The following is a 17775-nucleotide window of genomic DNA, read 5'->3' as shown; positions in this document are numbered from 1 at the left end:
CGATTCGGCATCTGCCGGACGCCGTTCGACGACAAATGACAGTGAGACGGAAACACCCATGGCCGAACGACCGGTCGAAGATCTGAACGAGGCCGAGGCCGCCGCGGAGCTGGAGCGCCTTGCCGCCGAGATCGCCGAGCACGACCGCCGCTATCACGGCAACGACGCGCCGACCATTTCGGATGCCGCCTACGATGCGCTGCGCCGGCGCAACGCCGCGATCGAACGGCGCTTTCCGGCGCTGGTGCGGGAGGATTCGCCCTCGGTGCGGGTGGGGGCGGCGCCGTCGTCGAAATTCGCCAAGGTCACCCATGCCATTCCGATGCTCTCCCTCGACAACGCCTTTTCCGACGAGGACGTCGAGGACTTCGCCAAACGGGTTCGCCGCTTCCTGAAACTCGCCGACGACGCGCCGCTGGCGATCACCGCCGAGCCGAAGATCGACGGGCTGTCGCTGTCGCTGCGCTACGCGGACGGAAGGCTCGTCTCGGCGGCGACCCGCGGCGATGGTACCGTCGGCGAGGACGTCACGGCGAATGCGCTGACCATCGACGACATTCCCCATCGCCTCAGCGGCATCCGACCGGCCGTCTTCGAGGTGCGCGGCGAGGTCTATATGAGCCATGCCGACTTCGCGGCCCTGAACGAGCGGCTGGCGGCAGGCGTGGAGCCGGCGTCGCCGGAGGAAGAGACGGCCGCAGAATCGTCTGGAACGGAGGACGGGACGCTGGAGGTGCCCGGCGACGAGACGGACGACGCCGTCAAGGTCCGCCAGTTCGCCAATCCGCGCAATGCGGCCGCCGGGTCGCTGCGCCAGAAGGATGCGAACGTGACGCGCTCGCGGCCGCTGAAGTTCTTCGCCTATGCCTGGGGCGAGGTCAGCGAGGTGCCGGGCAGGACCCAGAGCGAGGTCGTCGCCGCGCTCGGCAAGATGGGCTTTTCCGTCAACCCGCTGATGCAGCGTTTCGATACGATCGAGGGCCTGATCGAGCACTACCATGCGATCGAGGAACAGCGGGCCGATCTCGGCTACGACATCGACGGCGTCGTCTACAAGGTCGACGATCTCGACCTGCAGAAGCGGCTCGGCTTCGTTTCGCGCTCGCCGCGCTGGGCGATCGCCCACAAGTTTCCGGCCGAACAGGCGACGACGGTGCTTCAGGACATCGACATCCAGGTCGGCCGCACCGGGGCGCTGACACCGGTCGCCAAGCTGAAGCCGGTGACCGTCGGCGGCGTCGTCGTCTCCAACGCCACGCTGCACAACGAGGACTACATCGCCGGCCGGGATTCGAATGGCGACGAGATCCGCGACGGTCGCGACATCCGGATCGGCGACACGGTGATCGTCCAGCGCGCCGGCGACGTCATCCCGCAGGTGCTCGACGTTTTGATGGAGAAGCGGCCGAAGGGCGCCGAGCCCTACCGCTTTCCCGACCATTGCCCGGTCTGCGGCTCGAAGGCGGTGCGCGAGATGAATCCGCGCACCGGGCGGCCCGACTCCAAGCGCCGCTGCACGGCGGGGCTGACCTGCCCGGCGCAGGGGCGCGAGGGGCTGAAGCACTTCGTCTCGCGCGGCGCCTTCGACATCGAGGGTTTCGGCCAGACCTACATCGAGACGCTGTTCGACGCCGGGCTGGTGCGCCAGCCGGCCGACATCTTCGCCCTGACCTTCGAGCCCCTGCGCGAGGCGATCGAAGCGCGCCGCCGCGAGGTGTCCGAGGCGCGCCGCAAGCTGCAGGGCAAGGCCGAACCCGAGAAGCCGGCCAAGAAGGCGGAGACCTCCAAGGCGATCGAGAATCTCCTGGCAGCGATCGATGCGCGGCGCGAGGTCGCGCTCCACCGTTTCGTCTTCGCCCTCGGCATCCGCCATATCGGCGAGACCTCCGCCAAGGCGCTGGCCCGGCATTTCGCCGATGTGCGCGGCTTTCTGGAAGGGGTGGACGCGGCCGGCAGGGAGCAGGCCGGCGATGCCTGGCTGGCCCTGAAGGAGACGCCCCATGTCGGCGAAAGTACCTTCGACGCGCTTCTGTCGGTCGGCGAGGACGCCCTGGCCGACGACACATACGATCCTCTTCGCGACAAGGCGGTCGGGCTGAAAGCCAACCAGCGCGCGGCGCTGAAGGAGCGGTTCGGCGACGCGGCGGGTCTGCGGGACGCCATGCTCGCGGCAAGGACCGAGGCGCCGGGCCCGGCCTACCAGCTCCTGAAATCCGATCGCGACATCGGCGAGGTGGCGACGGCCTCGCTGATCCAGTTCTTCAGCGAAGACCACAATCGCGAAGCCGTCGAAGCGCTTCTCGATGCGGGCGTGACGACCACCAACGAACTCGCCTCTGCGGAGGAGGTCTCCTCGCCGGTCGCCGGCAAGACGGTGGTCTTCACCGGGTCGCTCGAAAAGATGACCCGCGACGAGGCGAAAGCCATGGCGGAAGGGCTGGGGGCGAAGGTCGCCGGCTCGGTCTCCAAGAGCACGGACCTGGTCGTGGCAGGCCCCGGCGCCGGTTCGAAACTGAAGAAGGCGACGGAATTCGGCATCGAGGTGATCGACGAGAACGGATGGTTCCGGTTGATCGGCCGCGAGGTGGCGGAGGGGTGAGAGGCGGGGGCTCGAAGTCTCTACGGACCGGTCGGCCCGCTCCGTCTGGGACGGCGCAATCACCATCGGAGCGTGGCGTCTTTCGGGGCGGGAATGCCGAGTATCGAGACGCCTTTCCGCAAGGGGACGGCAGTTGAACGGAGCGTGGTTGCTGCGGTGCAGAACCGCCACGGGCGGGCGCGAATGAACCGCCCGGCCGGGCCTGCCTCTTGCATTGGCAGCCTCCGCGCCGCAGCCTCGCGCGAAACGAACACGCGGATTTTCCATGCTCCACCATCCGTCGCGCTTGAACCGCCCTGCCGTTCTGGCCCTGGCCTGCCTGCTTTCCGCAGCAGGCGTCTTCGCTGAGGCGGCGCGAGCCACAGAAGCGCGGCCGGCCGCGCAGGCGATCGAGGCGAATGATTTCGGTTCCATGCTCGACGTCGCGAGGGGGTATGGCGAGGCCGAGCTGACCAAGACCGAAAGCGGCGACCCGGTCATCACCGGCGACATCAACGGCACGGCCTACCAGCTCTTCTTCCTCGACTGCCGCGACCATCGCGACTGCCGAACGCTCAATTTCTACGCGGTGTGGGGCACGGCCGGTGTCTCGCTCGAACTGCTCAACCGCTGGAATGCGCTCGGGGCCTACAACAAGGCCTATCTGACCACCGACGGCTTGCCGGTGGTCGAGCTCAACGCCTCGGCGCTGGATCTCGGACGGGATCGTCTCGCCGATCTCTTCGACCGCTGGACCGTGACGCTCGCGGCCTTCCCGCGCGAGGTTCTGGGCAAGGCGGGCGAATAGCGCGGATCGCACCCCGTCCTAGGGACGGCTTCGTGCGCGGGCGGTTTGCTGTATCGTCCGTCGTGGCCGAATCGGACTGCCCTTTCGGCCACCCCGCAGCGAAGACGATTGAAATCCCGGCAGCGACCCCTTGAGCTTGGCAGACGGCCCTTCGAACGAGACGCCGGCGGATGCGGCGAGCGAACGCATGGCCGCCATTCGCACGCTGCTGCCGGTGCTTCTGGCGGTGCTGCCCTTCGGCCTCGTCTACGGTGCGGTGGCGGTGCAGGAGGGGCTGACGGTCCTCCAGGCGCTGGGTTTTTCCGCCGCGATCTTCGCCGGCGCCTCGCAGCTCGCGGCGCTGCAGCTGATGGGGATCGGGGCGCCGCTCTGGTCGGTTCTCCTCACGGTCTTTGCGCTGAACTTCCGGCACGTGCTCTATTCGGCCTCGATCAGCCGGCATCTCGGGGCGTTTTCAGGCGGCCAGAAGGCGCTCGCCTTCTTCCTGCTCGTCGACCCGCTGTTCGGCGCCGCCGAGGCGAGGGCGGCGAAGCGACGGCTGACGCCGGCCTTCTACCTGACCTATGCGATCCTGATGTATCTCAGCTGGCAGCTTGCGACGCTGGCGGGTGCGAGTTTCGGCGAGCTTATCGAGGATCCGGAGGCCTTTGGCCTCGATTTCGTCCTGCCGGTCTATTTTCTCGGGCTGGTCATGGGCTTCCGCAAGCGTGGCGCGTTCTATCCCGTCGCCGGCACCAGTCTCGCCGTCTCCGTCGTCGTCTACTGGCTGGCCGGGCCGCCCTGGCACGTCAGCTTCGGCGGGCTCGCGGGCATTGCCGTCGCGGCGGCGATCGGCCCGCAGAAGCGTCCCGCCGAAGCGGCCCGTGAAGGCCGGGCGGGAGGTGCCTCGTGAACGGCGAAGCGCTGTTGTCCGACGCCGGGTGGTCCACCGGATCGATCTGGCTGGTCATCCTGATTGGCGGCGCCCTGACCTATCTGACGCGGTTCGGGGGCCACATTCTGATCTCGCTGCTTGGCACCATACCGCCGCGCGCCTCCGCGGCGCTCGACGCGGTGCCGGCTGCGGTGATGACGGCGATCGTCGCGCCGGTGCTGGTTTCCGGCGACTGGCCGGAGCGGGTGGCGATCATCGTCTGCGCCATCCTGTCGCTGCGCCTGCCGCTGATCGCCGTCGTGGTCATCGGCACGGCGATGGTGGCCGGGGCGCGGGCGCTCGGCTCGTGACGCCTCGGGGCGCCGCCCCGGCCTCAGACGGTTCCCGGCACGAAGATCCGCTTCAGGACGCCCGTCCTGAACCAGAACTGCTGGGCGAGGGCGCCGATCACATGCAGCCCGATCAGGACGAGAAGCGGCGTCCACATGAACTCGTGGATCTCGCCGGCTTCTCCGATCATGCCGAACCAGGCGATCAGCCCGGCGATCGGCATGAGGATCAGGATCGCGTAAATCAGTGCGTGGGTGATCCTGGCGAGCCAGAGCGACCATGTCGGCTCTTCGGCCGGGTAGGGCGGGCGGCCATGAGCGAAGCGATCCCAGAGCCGGAGGAGTGCCGCCAGAAGCACCAGCGAACCCGCGACGACGTGAGCCCATCCCGCCGTCTGCGTCGTGGCGTCGACCTCGGCACCGCGCCGCGTGGCGCGCCACAGGTCGACCATCCATTCGTGGTTGATGAACTGGACGACGATGAGGACGACGATGGCCCAGTGAAGCACGACGCTGAGCGTCGACCAGCCGCGCGAGCGGGGGGCGGAGATAGCCATGAAGGTCGTTGCTCCTCAGCAATTTCAAAACCGGAGACGACCCGTCGCGCTTGCCGCAGACCATCGACCGTCCCTGCCGAAGATGCCGTAGGATCCGTCGCGGCGGCAAATTAAGAATCGTTACAAACTGCGTCGCAGCGGCAATATGAGAAAGAGCGTGCTCGTCGCGAGCGGCCCGCTCATACCTCCGCCATGGGACATGGCCGAGAATGCGGGAATGGTCGGCCCGGGCGGGCGCGAACCGCCGCCGCGGATCGCCGCGCCGGTCCGTCCAGTCCACGCCGGGCGGCAAGGATCTTCAGCGGGCGAGTTCCCGCGTCGCCGCCTCGATGCCGGCGAGCGTCAGCGGAAACATCCGCCCGTTCATCGCCTCGCGGATCATGCCGACGGACTGGGTGTAGTGCCAGTGGCGCGGGTTGGACGGGTTGAGCCAGGCGGCCTTGCCCCACTTGCCGGTCAGCCGGTCGAGCCAGACGCGGCCGGGTTCGGCGTTCCAGTGCTCGACCGAGCCGCCGGGCATGGCGATCTCGTAGGGGCTCATCGAGGCGTCGCCGACGAACAGCGCCTTGTGTCCCGCGCCGTAGGTGCGGATCACCTCGTCGGTCGCGATGGTCTCGGTGTGGCGGCGGCGATTGTCCTTCCACAGCCGCTCATAGGGGCAGTTGTGGAAATAGAAGAAGTCGAGATGCTTGAACTCGGCGCGGGCCGCCGAAAAAAGCTGCTCCACTTCGCGCACGTGGTCGTCCATCGAGCCGCCGACGTCGAGGAAGAGCAGCAGCTTGACGGCATTGTGCCGCTCGGGCCGGGTCCTGACGTCGAGATACCCCTTTCGGGCGGTGGAATCGATCGTCTCGTCGAGGGCGAATTCCTCCCGTGCGCCGGCGCGCACCCAGCGGCGCAGGCGCTTCATCGCGACGCGGATGTTGCGGGTGCCGAGTTCGACGTCGTCGTCGAAATCCTTGAACTCGCGCTTGTCCCAGACCTTCACGGCGCGGCGGTGGCGGCTTTCGTTCTGGCCGATGCGAACGCCTTCCGGGTTGTAGCCATGGGCGCCGAAGGGCGAGGTGCCGCCGGTCCCGATCCATTTCGAGCCGCCCTGGTGTCGGCCCTTCTGTTCTTCGAGCCGCTCTCTCAGCGTCTCCATGAGCCTGTCGAAGCCGCCGAGGCTTTCGACCAGCTTCTTTTCCTCTTCCGTCAGATGCTTTTCGGCGAGTCGTCGCAGCCATTCCTCGGGAAGGTCCCGCGCCGCGATCTCGCCGTCTGGCGCGCCGGCGACCGCTTCGACGCCCTTGAAGACGGTCGCGAAGACCCGGTCGAACCGGTCGACGAAGCGCTCGTCCTTCACCAGCGTCGCGCGGGCGAGAAAATAGAAGGCTTCGACGTCGTAGGTGACGAGATCGGCCTCCATCGCTTCGAGAAGCTGCAGATGCTCGCGAAGGGTGACCGGAACGCCGGCGGCCTTGAGTTCGAGGAAGAAGGTCAGGAACATGATGTCAGGGTAGGGCGAACCGCCATCGGATGCGAGCATCTTGTCTGCGGCGCCGGAGGCCGTGTGCGCCGGGCACGGCAAACGAAAGAGGCCGGACGCGCGAGCGCGCATCCGGCCCCGAAGGCGGTGGAATTGCCGGGCCTACTTCTGCGGATCTTCGACGTCCTCGCCGATCTCGACGGTTTCGGCCGGCCGACGCGCCTGCTCGCCGCCCGTCGGATCGACGCTGCCGGGGCGGTCGAAGGCGTTGTCCTGGCTCGGCCGGGCCTTGGGCGCGTTCTGCCGGTAGCTCATGTCCTGGTCGCGATCCTGCTCGTCGGCGCGGTTCTGCTGATTGTCGAATTTGTCCGGCGCGTTGCTCATCGTCCGGTCCTTCCCTGCTGATCGTCTCCATCCGGCCCGTATCGGAAGGGCCGGGAGGCTTCAGACTGCTAACCGCTGGAAGCGCGCTTCGTTCCGGCGTCTGCAAGGCGCGAAATCGACGTGGTGGAAGGCCGGCCGACACCGGAGGGGCAATTTCCAGAGCGGCAATCATTGCGGAAGTCACGGGTTCTTAAAGCAGAGCGATCTATTGGTTTGATTAAAATCGGGACCGGGCTGAACAGAAAGTCGGCAAACGTTCCGCTGTATCCAGTTCGCGAACTCCACTGAAACCGACTGACGGGGCACGACGCATGGGCGAACGCTCGAAGCGTATTCAGAAGACCATCTCCATCGCGATCGTCGCAGCGATTGCGGTGATTCTCGGCGGCGAGATCGTCGTCGACCGTCTGCATGCGACGAACACGGATCATCTGCGGCAGACGGCGGAAAACGAACTGGCCCTGGCGCGCGAGAGTCTCGATCTCGCTCTCTTGCAGAAAGCGATTCAGCTCGACGTCGTCCAGGTGCAGCAGTTCCTGACCGACGTCTCGGCGACGCGTGGGCTCGACGGTCTGGCGGACGGGTTCGATCTCGCCAGGGAGCATGCCGATTCCTTCGTCGTGAACCTCGCCGCCGCGAGGGATCTCGCAAGGCGCCTCGGCGCGGATGAAACCCTTTCGACCCTCGACGAACTCGAAGCCGCGTTTCCGCCGTTCTACGACCTCGGCCAGCGAATGGCGCGAGCCTATGTCGCCGAGGGGCCGGCCGGCGGCAACCGTTTGATGGGCGATTTCGACGCCACCGCCCAGCGGCTCGGCGAAGCGGTCGACAAGGCGAAGACGAGCATCGACGGGCTGCTCGAACGGATCGACCGGCATCAGGCCGCGGCGGACGCAGATGCTTCCGACAGAGCCGCGATTGCTGCGGCGCTCTCCTACGTTCTGTCCTTCCTTACGATCGCCACGGGCATTGCCCTCATCCTGTTCACTCGCCGCAAATTGCTGGCGCCACTCGACCGGGTCACCGAGGCGCTCGACCGACTGGCCCGCAGCGAGCGCGTGGGTGATCTCGCCGAGGCCGGACGCCGCGACGAGATCGGCGATCTCGGCCGCGCCTTCCAGGCCTTCAAGCGCGCCGCCGAGGAAAAGGCGAAGCTCGAGCAGGACGCGGCCGTGCGGCGCCAGGAGGCCGATGAAGAGCGCGATCGGGCCGCCGAGTTCCAGGCCGTCACCGCCCGCGAACAGGCGATGGTCGTCGCGGCGATCGGCAAGGCGCTGTCGGCGGTTTCGGACGGCCGGCTGGCCTATCGGATCGAGGCGCAGTTCCCGGCTGCCTATGAGGGGCTGAAGGCCGACTTCAATGCGGCGGTGGCCACGCTCGATCGGACGATGGCGACGATTTCCGACGGCGGCGAACAGATCCGTGTCGGGTCGCAGGAAATGTTCCAGGCGACCGACGACCTTTCGCGCCGGACCGAACAGCAGGCCGCGAGCCTCGAGGAGACCGCCGCGGCTCTCGGCGAGGTGACCGAAGGGATCAGACGCACCGCCGAGAATGTCGGACACGCCCGCAGCGCCGTCACCCTGGCGAAGCAGGAGGCGGAGCAGTCGGCCAGCGTCGTCGACGGCGCCATCGCTGCGATGGGCAGCATCGAGAACTCTTCCCAGCAGATCTCGCAGATCATCGGGGTGATCGACGAAATCGCATTCCAGACGAACCTCCTGGCGCTCAACGCCGGCGTCGAGGCGGCACGGGCGGGCGAGGCCGGCAAGGGCTTTGCCGTCGTTGCCCAGGAAGTGCGGGCGCTCGCCCAGCGCTCGGCCGAGGCGGCGCGGGAGATCAAGGCCCTCATCGGCCGTTCGGCGAGCCAGGTCGAGGACGGCGTCCAACTCGTCGGCGCTGCCGGCAAGGCCCTGCGGTCGATCGCCGAGCATGTCGGGACGATCAACGGCATCGTCCAGGAAATCGCCCGTTCGTCCGAGGAGCAGGCTTCGAGCCTTGCCGAGGTCAACACCGCCGTCGCCAACATGGACCAGATGACCCAGCAGAACGCGGCGATGGTCGAGCAGTCGACGGCGGCGGCCAATCACCTGCTGAAGGAGACCGACGAACTCGCCCGGCTGATCGGCCAGTTCGAGCTCGCGAATGCAAGCGCGACGGTGAGGGCGCAGCCGACCCGAGTACAGGCGAAGGCGCCGGCGGCGCCGTCCGGCGGAGCCCGCCGCGTCGTCGGCAATCTGGCCCTGGTCAGGTCGGCCGAGGCGGCGGAAGAGGGGGGCTGGTCCGAATTCTGATGCTGCGGGGGGGGGGGGGGTTCTCGCTGCGCCGGCAATCAGGAGCAGACAAACCCGAGCCGTTCGCCCCGTGTTCGTGCGCTGGATCGGCGCGTGGGAACATGAAAAGGCCTGCCACGGCATCCCGCGGCAGGCCTTCGTCATGGCGGACGTCGGCTCGTCAGGCGAAGCGTCGCCGCACCAGTTCCTCCAGAAGATTGGGATTGACCCGGTCATAGGCCATGAGCAGGCGGGCGATCGGTTCGTCGAGCAGTTCCTCGAGCGTCGGCTCGCCCTCCATGCAGTCTTCCGACAGCGTCGGCCGCCGCTGCGTCGGCTGTGCTCGAAGCCGCTCGAAGGAATCTTTGAAACGTTCTGGATTGTCTGGAGAATCCATCATTCTCATCCTCGTTGAGAGCAGCGGATATGTGCCAGATTCGGACGGCGAGAAGATGACAGTTCGGAATTTTGGCGGGTGCTCTCTCGGCTGTGAGGGCAGCTCTGCCGCAGACGGCCGGATTCGGCCCGAAACGAGCTCTGACGGCGAGGATTTCCGACGGACCGAGCACGAAAAAAAAGCCGCCGGCAAAATGCTCGGCGGCTTTCGATCCATGCGCCTTGAAGCGCGAGCCGAAGCTCAGCGCTTGGAGAACTGGAAGGACCGGCGGGCCTTCGCCTTGCCGTACTTCTTGCGCTCCACGGTGCGCGAGTCGCGGGTCAGGAAGCCGCCCTTCTTCAGGACGGCGCGCAGGCCCGGCTCGTAATAGGTCAGCGCCTTGGAAATGCCGTGGCGAACCGCACCGGCCTGGCCGGAAAGGCCGCCGCCGGCGACGGTGGCGATGATGTCGAACTGGCCGTCACGGCTGGTCGCGACGATCGGCTGGCGCAGCACCATCTGCAGGACCGGACGGGCGAAATAGGCCGTGTAGTCCTTGTCGTTGACGATGATCTTGCCGGAGCCGGGCTTGACCCAGACGCGGGCGACCGCGTCCTTGCGCTTGCCGGTGGCATAGGCGCGGCCGAACTTGTCGAGCTTCTGGACGTGGACGGGAGCCTCGGGCTGCGCCGACGGGACGTTCGCCGCCGAGCCGAGTTCTTCGAGGGAGGAGAGCTGGGACATTATGCGGCCCTCGCATTCTTGGAGTTCAGCGACTTGACGTCGAGCGCTTCGGGATTCTGCGCGACGTGCGGATGATCCGGCCCGGAATAGACGCGGAGGTTCTTCATCTGGCGACGGCCGAGCGGTCCGCGCGGCAGCATGCGCTCGACGGCCTTCTCGACGACGCGCTCGGGGAAGCGCCCTTCGAGGATTTCGCGCGCCTTGCGCTCCTTGATGCCGCCGGCATAGCCGGTGTGCCAGAAGTAGGTCTTGTTCCAGTACTTCTTGCCGGTGAGGACCACCTTGTCGGCATTGACGATGATGATGTTGTCACCATCGTCGACATGCGGCGTGAAGGTGGCCTTGTGTTTGCCGCGAAGGCGGAGCGCGACGAGAGAGGCGAGGCGGCCGACGACGAGCCCTTCGGCGTCGATCAGAATCCACTTCTTCTCCACCGTCTCGGTCTTCTGCGAGAAGGTCTTCATGGGTTGCCCCTGGATGTTGGTCTGGTTTCGAGGCAAGCCATCTGTGGCCGCCATGCAAAAAGGGCGGCCCGCGGCCGCTCTTCCTGGGCGTCTCCATACGGTCGCAGCGGCGGGCTGTCAACGCAAAAGTCCGCGTTCTGCCTCCTCCTCATGCCTCTATTGCAGTACGTTGAGGGGTAAAGGTATTATGATACCACGAAATTCGTAGTGCTTTTGTTTGGCGCTCTTTCTCCGCAGCGGGTGACATGTCGCGAAGAAGGCGGGAGCCAGGTCGGATCGACTTTGGAACCACTTCTCATGCCGCTTGCCTGAAGGGCATGGCCGTGGGGAACAGAGTACGATCCATGGGAAACCGTGACAGCACCTCGACTCAACGGGCATTGTCCACACCTTATGCGGGAAAAATCCTATCGAGACTGGCGCGAATATGCAATTTCAGGTAGCGTGTCTCATCTGGCATCACTGGGATGACGATCATGAGAAGCTCCGTTGCTGCGATCGCGGTCGCTTTCGTTTTGTCTTTTTCGTCGCATTGTAATGCCCAATCCTGCAGCGATCTTCGAACTGAAGACAACCAGTTGAAAGACCGCTTCGAGCGTCTATGCGGAGAATATCCGGGGACTTGTGTAATGATCCTGGGTGGTGCGGGTATAACAGGCGCGTCCGCGCAGGAAGTCGAGGACTTTCTGGGTGGACTGGCGGCGACCGTATTTGCATGTTCTATTTTTAGCGATTTTAAGTCGTGCTCATATGTGGGCGGGGAACTTACATCGATATTTATCGCGAAAGGCTCTGTCTGCAGTCGATCCAAGCGGAACGTATGCGGACTTTGCTGACGCCTCGGGTTAAATGCTCCTTTTGGTTGTGAGATGTCGCCGGCCCTACCTTTCAGGTGGAATGGAATAGGTTGCGACGGCGTGGCAGACCGTCCGGGCGTCCGCTTTGCCGGAGATCGCCACTTCGACGACGGCGAGGCGCTTGCCGAGTTTGAGGATCGAAGCCTTTGCCACCAGGGTGCCGGGCGGCGGCTTGATCAGGAAGTTGATCGACATGTTGGTGGTGACCGCGAGCGCCACCGGACCGATATGGGCGAGGATCGCGACATAGGCCGAGACGTCGGCGAGGGTGAAGAGCGTCGGGCCGGAGACGGTGCCGCCGGGACGCAGATGGCGATCGGCGGCGATCAGCTTCATGGTGATGGAGCCATCGCCGACCGCGTCGAGCGTAAAGCCGCTGTCGGGGCCCATCACCTGGGGGAATTCGTCGGTCAGGAAGCTCTGCAACTCGTGCAGCGTCATCACCGGTTTCATCGAAAGCCCTCCCGCCATCCCCGACTGCGAAGCATTGGCGCAGCCGGCTCTCCCGACTATGTTCAGATCAGGAACTGCCGCCAGCGGCAAGGAGGGCATGCAGATGGCGCTGATGATGAGTTCACTCTACGACGCCTTGCGCGCCGCCAATGTCGACGACGAGAAGGCGCGCAAGGCTGCCGAGGAAGTCGCCAACTACGAAGAAAAGCTCAATCAGTACGACAAGCGGTTTACCGCCCTGGATGGCCGTCTCAATCTCCTGCAGTGGATGGTGGGCTTCAATCTCGCTGCAACCGTTGCGATCCTGTTCCGTCTCCTGACGAAAAGCTGAGAGCCGCATGGCCGAAATCCTTCCGCTCAATCCTGAACCCAATTCCCATCCGATCGAGGTGCAGAAGGCGCCGGGCATCACCCGGATCGCCCTGTCGAACCCGCCGGCCAATGCCTTGTCGATCGCGATGATGGATGCCCTCAGCGCCGCTCTCGGCGAGGCCGCCGACGACGCCGACTGCCGCGTCGTCGTGCTGGCCGCCAACGGCAAGGTGTTTTCCGCCGGCCACGACCTGAAGGAACTCACCGCCCATCGCGGCGACGAGGACCGTGGCCGCGCCTTCTTCGAGAAGACCATGCGCCAGTGTTCGGGCCTGATGCAGCAGATCGTCCGCCATCGCTGCCCGGTGATCGCCGAGGTGAACGGCCTCGCGACGGCCGCCGGCTGCCAGCTCGTCGCCTCCTGCGATCTCGCCATCGCTTCGGAAGAAGCGCAGTTCCAGACGCCCGGCGTCAACATCGGCCTGTTCTGCTCGACGCCGATGGTGGCGCTGTCGCGCAATCTCACCCGCAAGCATGCGATGGAAATGCTGCTCACCGGCGAGCGCATCGATGCGCGGTCGGCCCGCGAGTTCGGCCTCGTCAATCGCGTCGTGCCGCCGGAATATCTCGGCACGGTCGTCGGCAAATATGCGACGACCATCGCCTCCAAATCCGCCATGACCGTGAAGACCGGCAAGGAGGCCTTCTACGCCCAGGCGGAGATGGGGCTCGCCGAGGCCTACGACTATGCTGCCGGCGTGATGGTCGAGAACATGCTGGCGCGTGACGCGCAGGAGGGCATCGGTGCCTTTCTCGAAAAGCGCCAGCCGGAATGGACGAACGAATGACCCTCGAGGCATCGACAGAGACCAGCGCTCCGCGCGGCACGGCACCGCTCGTCTATCCGGACGCGCTGATCCGGCGCGTCCTTTCCGAGACGAAGACCATCGCCATGGTCGGCGCCAGCGCCAAGGAGGTCCGCCCGTCCTTCTTCGTCCTCAAATATCTCCTCGCCAAGGGTTTCGACGTGTTCCCGGTCAATCCGGGCCTCGCCGGCAAGGAGATCCTCGGCAGGACCGTCTATCCGAACCTCGGATCGATTCCGGTTCCGATCGACATGGTCGACGTCTTCCGCGCCTCCGAGGCGGCTCCCGGAATCGTCGACGAGGCTCTCGGCCTCGATCCCCTGCCCAAGGTGATCTGGATGCAGCTCACCGTCCGCCACGACGAGGCGGCGGCAAGGGCGGAGGCCGCCGGCCTCACGGTGATCATGGATCGCTGCCCGAAGATCGAATATGCCCGGCTCTGCGGCGAGATCGGTTGGAACGGAGTGAATTCGCGGGTCCTGTCGTCGAAGAAGCCGAAACTCGGGAAGGGGTACCAGAGCTACGGCCTGAACCCGCGGCGCACGGACTGACCGCCGGACGAGGTCTGGGTCCCGCGAGCGGACGGACAGCCGAGCCGCGCGGCCGTCGGACAGGCCGTCTGCAGCAACGCGGCGAAGGCGCGGACGACGTCGTCGCCGAGGCCATGGCCGTAGCCGTCGTTCCCGGGTTCGAAGTCGTCGATGTCGCAGAGGATCGCCACGCCACCCGAGCGGCCCGTGTCATCCGTTCGAAAGCCGGCGGCTGAACAGGTTCGTCATGCCGTCCCGTTCGGATCTCCTCCGGCAATCGGCGACCAACCGTTCGACGACCCTGGCGACCGCCAAGAGGACGGCGGCAAGGGCGAGAAACGCACTGACCGGCAAGCGAAGACGGGCGATTTCCGACCGATCCAGACCGGAGGAAGACGGGATCCCGTCGGCCATGCTCGGATAGATCGGGAGACGCAACAGAAAGACCGCGCCAAGGCCGCAAACGGTGCGGATGTCGCCGATATGCTGATCGACTCGCTCACCACACTCCCCGCCCTCCCGTTGCCGGCTGGTTGTTCCTGCTCGCTTCCAGCACCCGTCATTCAACGGCGTCTACGCCGTCGCTGATGTGCCGGATCGCATCGCCCGCCCTCTTTTCCAAACGTCGTCTATCGCACGAAAAAATGGCCGGGACGAATTCCGTCCCGGCCAGACGCCGTTGCTGCTTTCGTGAAGACCGGAGTGGCGTCTACTGCATCGTGTCGACCATCGACTGGTGCTGCTTCAGTGTCGGCAGCGTGTTTGCGGCAAAGGTCTTGATGGGGCCGTCTTCGCCGTTCTGCGAATAGGCCGTAAAGAGGGTGACCGCCTCCTCGTGGGCCTTGGCCTGCATGTCGGCATACATGGCGTCGAACTCGCTGTCGTCGGCGGAGGAAAGCTGGTTCAGCATTTCCTGATGCTTGGCGTCGAGCCCCGTGGGCACCGAAAGCCCGGTATCGGACTCCTCGACCGCCTGCTTCATCTTCATGGCGGCGGCGGAGTGATCGTCGACCATCGTCCGGGCGAAGTTGCGGACGTTCTCGTCCTGCGACTTCGTCAAGGCGAGATTGCTCGACTCGATCTCGAAGCTGTTTCCGACGGCGGCCATCGGCACGAAGTTCTTCGCCGTCTCGACGTCCTGCGGCGCCGGCATCGACGCCTGGTCGGTGTCCATGGCGTTGGTGCCCATCGCCTGGCCACTGGAGCCTTCGCTGGAGGACTGGGCGAGAGCCGGGGCCGATCCCGACATGAGAAGGGCGGCGGCGGCGGTCAGCACGATCCGTTTCATGTGCATTCTCCCTGAGGTTCGGCGCCGGGGCACCGTTCGCCCCGGCGTTGCTCCTTCAAGGCGTCGTCCGTATTTTCGGTTCCATTTCAAACACTTGGCTGCGACCTTACTGAGAGTTGCCGGAGGAGGGCGGGTGCTGACCGACGCCGCCGGTCGGGGCGAGCGCAGTCGTTTGCGAAACGGAGCGCGGAGGGAAGATCCCTCCGCGCTTCGATCATTCGGTCACTGCGGTCCGTTGGGGGCGGTGGTCCCGGTTTCGCCGCTCCCCTGCGGCAGCGTGGCCGGTGCCACCTCGGTCTGCGAGGGGTCCGGGGTGTCGCCGCTCGGCCGAGCGACGGGCTCCTCTCCGGTCAGTTGCTCGTCGATCGAGGCGGCCGGCGCCTGGCTGCCTCCGTTCGACTGAGGTTCGGTCGGCGTTGCTTCGCCGCCGGCGGGCGTGGCGACGCCCGGGCCTTCCGCCCCGGCATTCGCGGATCCTGCCGCCGCATCGCCCGCTTCACCGGCTGTGTCGGCGCTGCCGCCACCGGCGGCAGCCCCTTGCATCTGCTGACCGTCGGTGCCCACGGGCTGCGGCGACACGGTGCCGTTGGAGGCAGCGACCCGCCAGACGGTGTTGCCGGCATCGTCGGCGACGAGGAGCGCACCGGTGCCGTCGATGCCGACTCCGACGGGTCGCCCATGGGCCTGATCCCCGTCGAGAAAGCCGCCGACGACCTCTTCGGCCTTGCCGGACGGCTTGCCGTTTTCGAAGGGCACGTAGACGACGTGATAGCCGTTGAAGAAGCTGCGGTTCCAGCTTCCGTGCTCGCCGATGAAGGCGCCGTGGGCATACTCGTCGGGCAGCGCCGAGCCTGCCGCTTCGTAGGAGAAGGTCAGGCCGAGGGCGGCAACGTGGCTCGACAGCGCGTAGTCCGGCGGAATCGCCTTCTCGACCATGTCCGGCCGCTGCGGACGCACGCGCGGATCGACGTGCTGGCCGTAATAGCTCCAGGGCCAGCCGTAGAAGGCGCCGTCCTTCACGGATGTCATATAGTCGGGGACGAGATTGGGGCCGAGTTCGTCCCGCTCGTTGACCACCGTGTAGAGTTCGCCGGTCTCGGGATGGAAGGTCAGACCGTTCGGATTGCGCAGCCCCGAGGCGAAGACGCGCGACGCGCCGGTCTGCCTGTCGACCTGCCAGATCGCCGCGCGACCCTTTTCGGCTTCGAGGCCATTCTCGACGATGTTCGAGTTCGAGCCGACCGAGGCGTAGAGGTATCGGCCGTCGGGGCTGAGCGCGAGATCCTTCGTCCAGTGGTGATCGATCGGCCCGCCGGGCAGGGGCGTCAGCACGGTGGGCTCGGCGGTGATTTCCGTCTGGCCGAGCTCGTAGGGATAGGCGAGGATCGCGTCGGTCGCCGCGACATAGAGCGTGCCATCCGCCCAGGCGACGCCGAAGGGCGAGTTCAGCCCGGTCAACAGGTCGTGTCGATCGTCGACCTTGCCGTCACGGTCGGTGTCGCGCAGCAGCGTGACGATGTTGCTCGGCTTCTGCTCGCCGCCGCCACCTCCGTGGGCGATGGACATGATCCAACCGCGGATGATGTCCTTCGGCCGGTTCTGCGGCTCGCCGGAAGGCCCGCGCGACTGGACGACGAGAACGTCGCCGTTCGGCAGGGTGTGGACCGTCCGGGGATTGGCGAGATCGGTGGCGTAGGCGGTGATCGTCAGACCTTCGGGCACGGTCGGCGTCTGTCCGTCCTGCCAGCCGATCACTTCCGCGACCTTCAGGCTGGGAAGCAACGACTGGGCGGGGTCGGGCAATACGGGGTCGGGGCCGATCTGCGTCGAAATGTCGAAGTCGGAGCCGTTGTCCTGCGCGGCGGCGGGAGAACCGGCGACGGCAAGGCACGTCGCGGCGAGCAGCGAGGTGCGAAGGAAGGGCGTTCTGTCATGCATGGTGGTAGGTTCCTGCGGCATGCTGGCGTGTCGTCACGCGGCCGAGGACGGCGGCCACGAGGACGAGGACGAAGGTGACGACCGAAAGCGTCAGACCCCAGGGGACGACGGCGGTCCACCCGTCGCCGGCGTGGATGAGACTGTTGAAGAAGGCCACGATGAGGATGATGGCGCCGAGGACGACGTACCCCCAGCCGGGGCCGGTGGCGCGCAGGTCCTTTCGGACGAGAAGCTCGATGATCCCGACCACCAGAGCGAGCCCGCCGACGACTTCGCCGACGAACAGAAGCCAGGCGGAAAAATTCTGCCACATCAGGTTTGCCGTCTGCCAGTAGACGAGATCGGTCGCCAGGGCGAGGGTGAAGCAAACCGCCGGGAACGGGATCAGGAAGTTTGCGATCGGTCGAGCCGGTGTGGCCGCCCAGTGTCTTGCGTGTTCAGCTTCCATGGGAACTTTCTCGAATGCGGTCGACGAGATGGACGCGCTTCCTCGCGAAAGGAGATGCGTCCCCGCCGTGGGTGGTCAGCTCGGATTTCTCGTTTCGAAGACGGGCACCGCCCGGCGCCGATACGAGGGCTTTACCGGATGGAGGGCGGGCGCCAGGCCTTCGGGTCGGGGGAGGCATCCGCCCGAAGTCTGCGCCATGTGGAGGCTGCCAACCGACCGGCCGTGGAT

The 17775-nt window shown here is 66.1% G+C and carries 19 protein-coding genes; 8 read left to right on the top strand and 11 right to left on the bottom strand.

Annotated elements, in window-relative coordinates; all coding sequences use genetic code 11:
- Positions 1-58: 58 nt before the first annotated feature.
- The 4 genes from ligA (at position 59) to LZD57_RS02430 (ending at position 4610) form a co-directional block, all read left to right on the top strand.
- The gene (gene ligA / locus LZD57_RS02445) at positions 59-2599 is read left to right on the top strand and encodes an NAD-dependent DNA ligase LigA (RefSeq protein WP_233717540.1); all 2541 of its coding nucleotides are present in this window, start codon (positions 59-61) and stop codon (positions 2597-2599) included.
- A 412-nt stretch (positions 2600-3011) separates the two neighbouring features.
- On the top strand, positions 3012-3386 hold the full coding sequence (locus tag LZD57_RS02440; RefSeq protein WP_233717539.1) for a YbjN domain-containing protein: 375 nt from the start codon (positions 3012-3014) through the stop codon (positions 3384-3386).
- A 187-nt stretch (positions 3387-3573) separates the two neighbouring features.
- Positions 3574-4278 carry an AzlC family ABC transporter permease gene (locus tag LZD57_RS02435; RefSeq protein WP_233717538.1) on the top strand — a complete coding sequence of 235 codons (705 nt, stop codon included), beginning with the start codon at positions 3574-3576 and terminating at the stop codon, positions 4276-4278.
- Positions 4275-4610: an AzlD family protein gene (locus LZD57_RS02430; RefSeq protein ID WP_233717537.1), complete on the top strand. Its 336-nt coding sequence runs from the start codon at positions 4275-4277 to the stop codon at positions 4608-4610. Before LZD57_RS02435 ends, LZD57_RS02430 begins: the two co-directional genes overlap by 4 nt.
- A gap of 23 nt (positions 4611-4633) precedes the next feature.
- Here the strand turns inward: LZD57_RS02430 and LZD57_RS02425 are convergent, their stop codons facing one another.
- From LZD57_RS02425 to LZD57_RS02415, 3 genes are all read right to left on the bottom strand, one after another.
- Positions 4634-5146, bottom strand: coding sequence for a cytochrome b (locus tag LZD57_RS02425; RefSeq protein WP_233717536.1), 513 nt, complete (start codon positions 5144-5146; stop codon positions 4634-4636).
- Positions 5147-5444: 298 nt separating this feature from the next.
- A complete protein-coding gene (locus LZD57_RS02420; RefSeq protein WP_233717894.1) occupies positions 5445-6635 on the bottom strand; it encodes a vWA domain-containing protein in 1191 nt (396 codons plus the stop codon).
- 141 nt (positions 6636-6776) lie between these two features.
- Positions 6777-6998, bottom strand: a complete 222-nt coding sequence (locus LZD57_RS02415) for a hypothetical protein (RefSeq protein ID WP_233717535.1) — start codon at positions 6996-6998, stop codon at positions 6777-6779.
- 311 nt (positions 6999-7309) lie between these two features.
- On the opposite strand from LZD57_RS02415, the gene LZD57_RS02410 reads away from it, so the two are divergent.
- Positions 7310-9292 carry a methyl-accepting chemotaxis protein gene (locus tag LZD57_RS02410; protein ID WP_233717534.1) on the top strand — a complete coding sequence of 661 codons (1983 nt, stop codon included), beginning with the start codon at positions 7310-7312 and terminating at the stop codon, positions 9290-9292.
- Between the two features lie 160 nt (positions 9293-9452).
- Here LZD57_RS02410 and LZD57_RS02405 read toward each other — a convergent pair whose 3' ends face one another.
- The 4 genes from LZD57_RS02405 to LZD57_RS02390 all read right to left on the bottom strand — a co-directional run bounded on the left by LZD57_RS02405 (position 9453) and on the right by LZD57_RS02390 (position 12165).
- Positions 9453-9671: a hypothetical protein gene (locus tag LZD57_RS02405; protein WP_233717533.1), complete on the bottom strand. Its 219-nt coding sequence runs from the start codon at positions 9669-9671 to the stop codon at positions 9453-9455.
- A gap of 237 nt (positions 9672-9908) precedes the next feature.
- Positions 9909-10391: a 30S ribosomal protein S9 gene (rpsI, locus tag LZD57_RS02400; protein WP_233717532.1), complete on the bottom strand. Its 483-nt coding sequence runs from the start codon at positions 10389-10391 to the stop codon at positions 9909-9911.
- Complete coding sequence (gene rplM / locus LZD57_RS02395) at positions 10391-10855, bottom strand: 50S ribosomal protein L13 (protein WP_233717531.1); 465 nt, start codon at positions 10853-10855, stop codon at positions 10391-10393. Before rplM ends, rpsI begins: the two co-directional genes overlap by 1 nt.
- 881 nt (positions 10856-11736) lie before the next feature.
- Positions 11737-12165: a PaaI family thioesterase gene (locus LZD57_RS02390; protein WP_233717530.1), complete on the bottom strand. Its 429-nt coding sequence runs from the start codon at positions 12163-12165 to the stop codon at positions 11737-11739.
- Positions 12166-12268: 103 nt separating this feature from the next.
- Between LZD57_RS02390 and LZD57_RS02385 the strand changes: the two genes are divergently transcribed.
- From LZD57_RS02385 to LZD57_RS02375, 3 genes are read left to right on the top strand one after another with little or no spacing between them, the layout of a single operon-like run.
- On the top strand, positions 12269-12496 hold the full coding sequence (locus tag LZD57_RS02385) for an integrase (protein ID WP_233717529.1): 228 nt from the start codon (positions 12269-12271) through the stop codon (positions 12494-12496).
- Between the two features lie 7 nt (positions 12497-12503).
- On the top strand, positions 12504-13325 hold the full coding sequence (locus tag LZD57_RS02380; RefSeq protein WP_233717528.1) for an enoyl-CoA hydratase: 822 nt from the start codon (positions 12504-12506) through the stop codon (positions 13323-13325).
- Positions 13322-13894, top strand: a complete 573-nt coding sequence (locus LZD57_RS02375) for a CoA-binding protein (RefSeq protein ID WP_338034672.1) — start codon at positions 13322-13324, stop codon at positions 13892-13894. Before LZD57_RS02380 ends, LZD57_RS02375 begins: the two co-directional genes overlap by 4 nt.
- Here LZD57_RS02375 and LZD57_RS24210 read toward each other — a convergent pair.
- The 4 genes from LZD57_RS24210 to LZD57_RS02360 all read right to left on the bottom strand — a co-directional run bounded on the left by LZD57_RS24210 (position 13864) and on the right by LZD57_RS02360 (position 17547).
- Positions 13864-14064, bottom strand: coding sequence for a GGDEF domain-containing protein (locus LZD57_RS24210; protein ID WP_420844725.1), 201 nt, complete (start codon positions 14062-14064; stop codon positions 13864-13866). The genes LZD57_RS02375 and LZD57_RS24210 overlap by 31 nt on opposite strands.
- A 518-nt stretch (positions 14065-14582) precedes the next feature.
- The gene (locus tag LZD57_RS02370; protein WP_233717527.1) at positions 14583-15161 is read right to left on the bottom strand and encodes a DUF4142 domain-containing protein; all 579 of its coding nucleotides are present in this window, start codon (positions 15159-15161) and stop codon (positions 14583-14585) included.
- A 222-nt stretch (positions 15162-15383) separates the two neighbouring features.
- A complete protein-coding gene (locus tag LZD57_RS02365) occupies positions 15384-17099 on the bottom strand; it encodes a PQQ-dependent sugar dehydrogenase (protein ID WP_233717526.1) in 1716 nt (571 codons plus the stop codon).
- The gene (locus tag LZD57_RS02360) at positions 17092-17547 is read right to left on the bottom strand and encodes a DUF2231 domain-containing protein (RefSeq protein ID WP_233717525.1); all 456 of its coding nucleotides are present in this window, start codon (positions 17545-17547) and stop codon (positions 17092-17094) included. The genes LZD57_RS02365 and LZD57_RS02360 overlap by 8 nt, the downstream gene beginning before the upstream one ends.
- Positions 17548-17775 lie beyond the last annotated feature (228 nt).

The sequence above is a fragment of the Jiella avicenniae genome, from assembly GCF_021390325.1.
GTDB classification, from domain to species: Bacteria; Pseudomonadota; Alphaproteobacteria; order Rhizobiales; family Rhizobiaceae; genus Jiella; species Jiella avicenniae.
This window is presented reverse-complemented; position numbering and strand designations above follow the sequence as displayed.

Bases quoted from the DNA above. Each gene is read 5' to 3' on its own strand.
- ligA (WP_233717540.1), top strand. From the start codon at position 59: ATGGCCGAACGACCGGTCGAAGATCTGAACGAGGCCGAGGCCGCCGCG.
- LZD57_RS02440 (WP_233717539.1), top strand. From the start codon at position 3,012: ATGCTCGACGTCGCGAGGGGGTATGGCGAGGCCGAGCTGACCAAGACC.
- LZD57_RS02435 (WP_233717538.1), top strand. From the start codon at position 3,574: ATGGCCGCCATTCGCACGCTGCTGCCGGTGCTTCTGGCGGTGCTGCCC.
- LZD57_RS02425 (WP_233717536.1), bottom strand. From the start codon at position 5,146: ATGGCTATCTCCGCCCCCCGCTCGCGCGGCTGGTCGACGCTCAGCGTC.
- LZD57_RS02420 (WP_233717894.1), bottom strand. From the start codon at position 6,635: ATGTTCCTGACCTTCTTCCTCGAACTCAAGGCCGCCGGCGTTCCGGTC.
- LZD57_RS02415 (WP_233717535.1), bottom strand. From the start codon at position 6,998: ATGAGCAACGCGCCGGACAAATTCGACAATCAGCAGAACCGCGCCGAC.
- LZD57_RS02410 (WP_233717534.1), top strand. From the start codon at position 7,310: ATGGGCGAACGCTCGAAGCGTATTCAGAAGACCATCTCCATCGCGATC.
- LZD57_RS02405 (WP_233717533.1), bottom strand. From the start codon at position 9,671: ATGATGGATTCTCCAGACAATCCAGAACGTTTCAAAGATTCCTTCGAG.
- rpsI (WP_233717532.1), bottom strand. From the start codon at position 10,391: ATGTCCCAGCTCTCCTCCCTCGAAGAACTCGGCTCGGCGGCGAACGTC.
- rplM (WP_233717531.1), bottom strand. From the start codon at position 10,855: ATGAAGACCTTCTCGCAGAAGACCGAGACGGTGGAGAAGAAGTGGATT.
- LZD57_RS02390 (WP_233717530.1), bottom strand. From the start codon at position 12,165: ATGAAACCGGTGATGACGCTGCACGAGTTGCAGAGCTTCCTGACCGAC.
- LZD57_RS02385 (WP_233717529.1), top strand. From the start codon at position 12,269: ATGGCGCTGATGATGAGTTCACTCTACGACGCCTTGCGCGCCGCCAAT.
- LZD57_RS02380 (WP_233717528.1), top strand. From the start codon at position 12,504: ATGGCCGAAATCCTTCCGCTCAATCCTGAACCCAATTCCCATCCGATC.
- LZD57_RS02375 (WP_338034672.1), top strand. From the start codon at position 13,322: ATGACCCTCGAGGCATCGACAGAGACCAGCGCTCCGCGCGGCACGGCA.
- LZD57_RS02370 (WP_233717527.1), bottom strand. From the start codon at position 15,161: ATGAAACGGATCGTGCTGACCGCCGCCGCCGCCCTTCTCATGTCGGGA.
- LZD57_RS02365 (WP_233717526.1), bottom strand. From the start codon at position 17,099: ATGCATGACAGAACGCCCTTCCTTCGCACCTCGCTGCTCGCCGCGACG.
- LZD57_RS02360 (WP_233717525.1), bottom strand. From the start codon at position 17,547: ATGGAAGCTGAACACGCAAGACACTGGGCGGCCACACCGGCTCGACCG.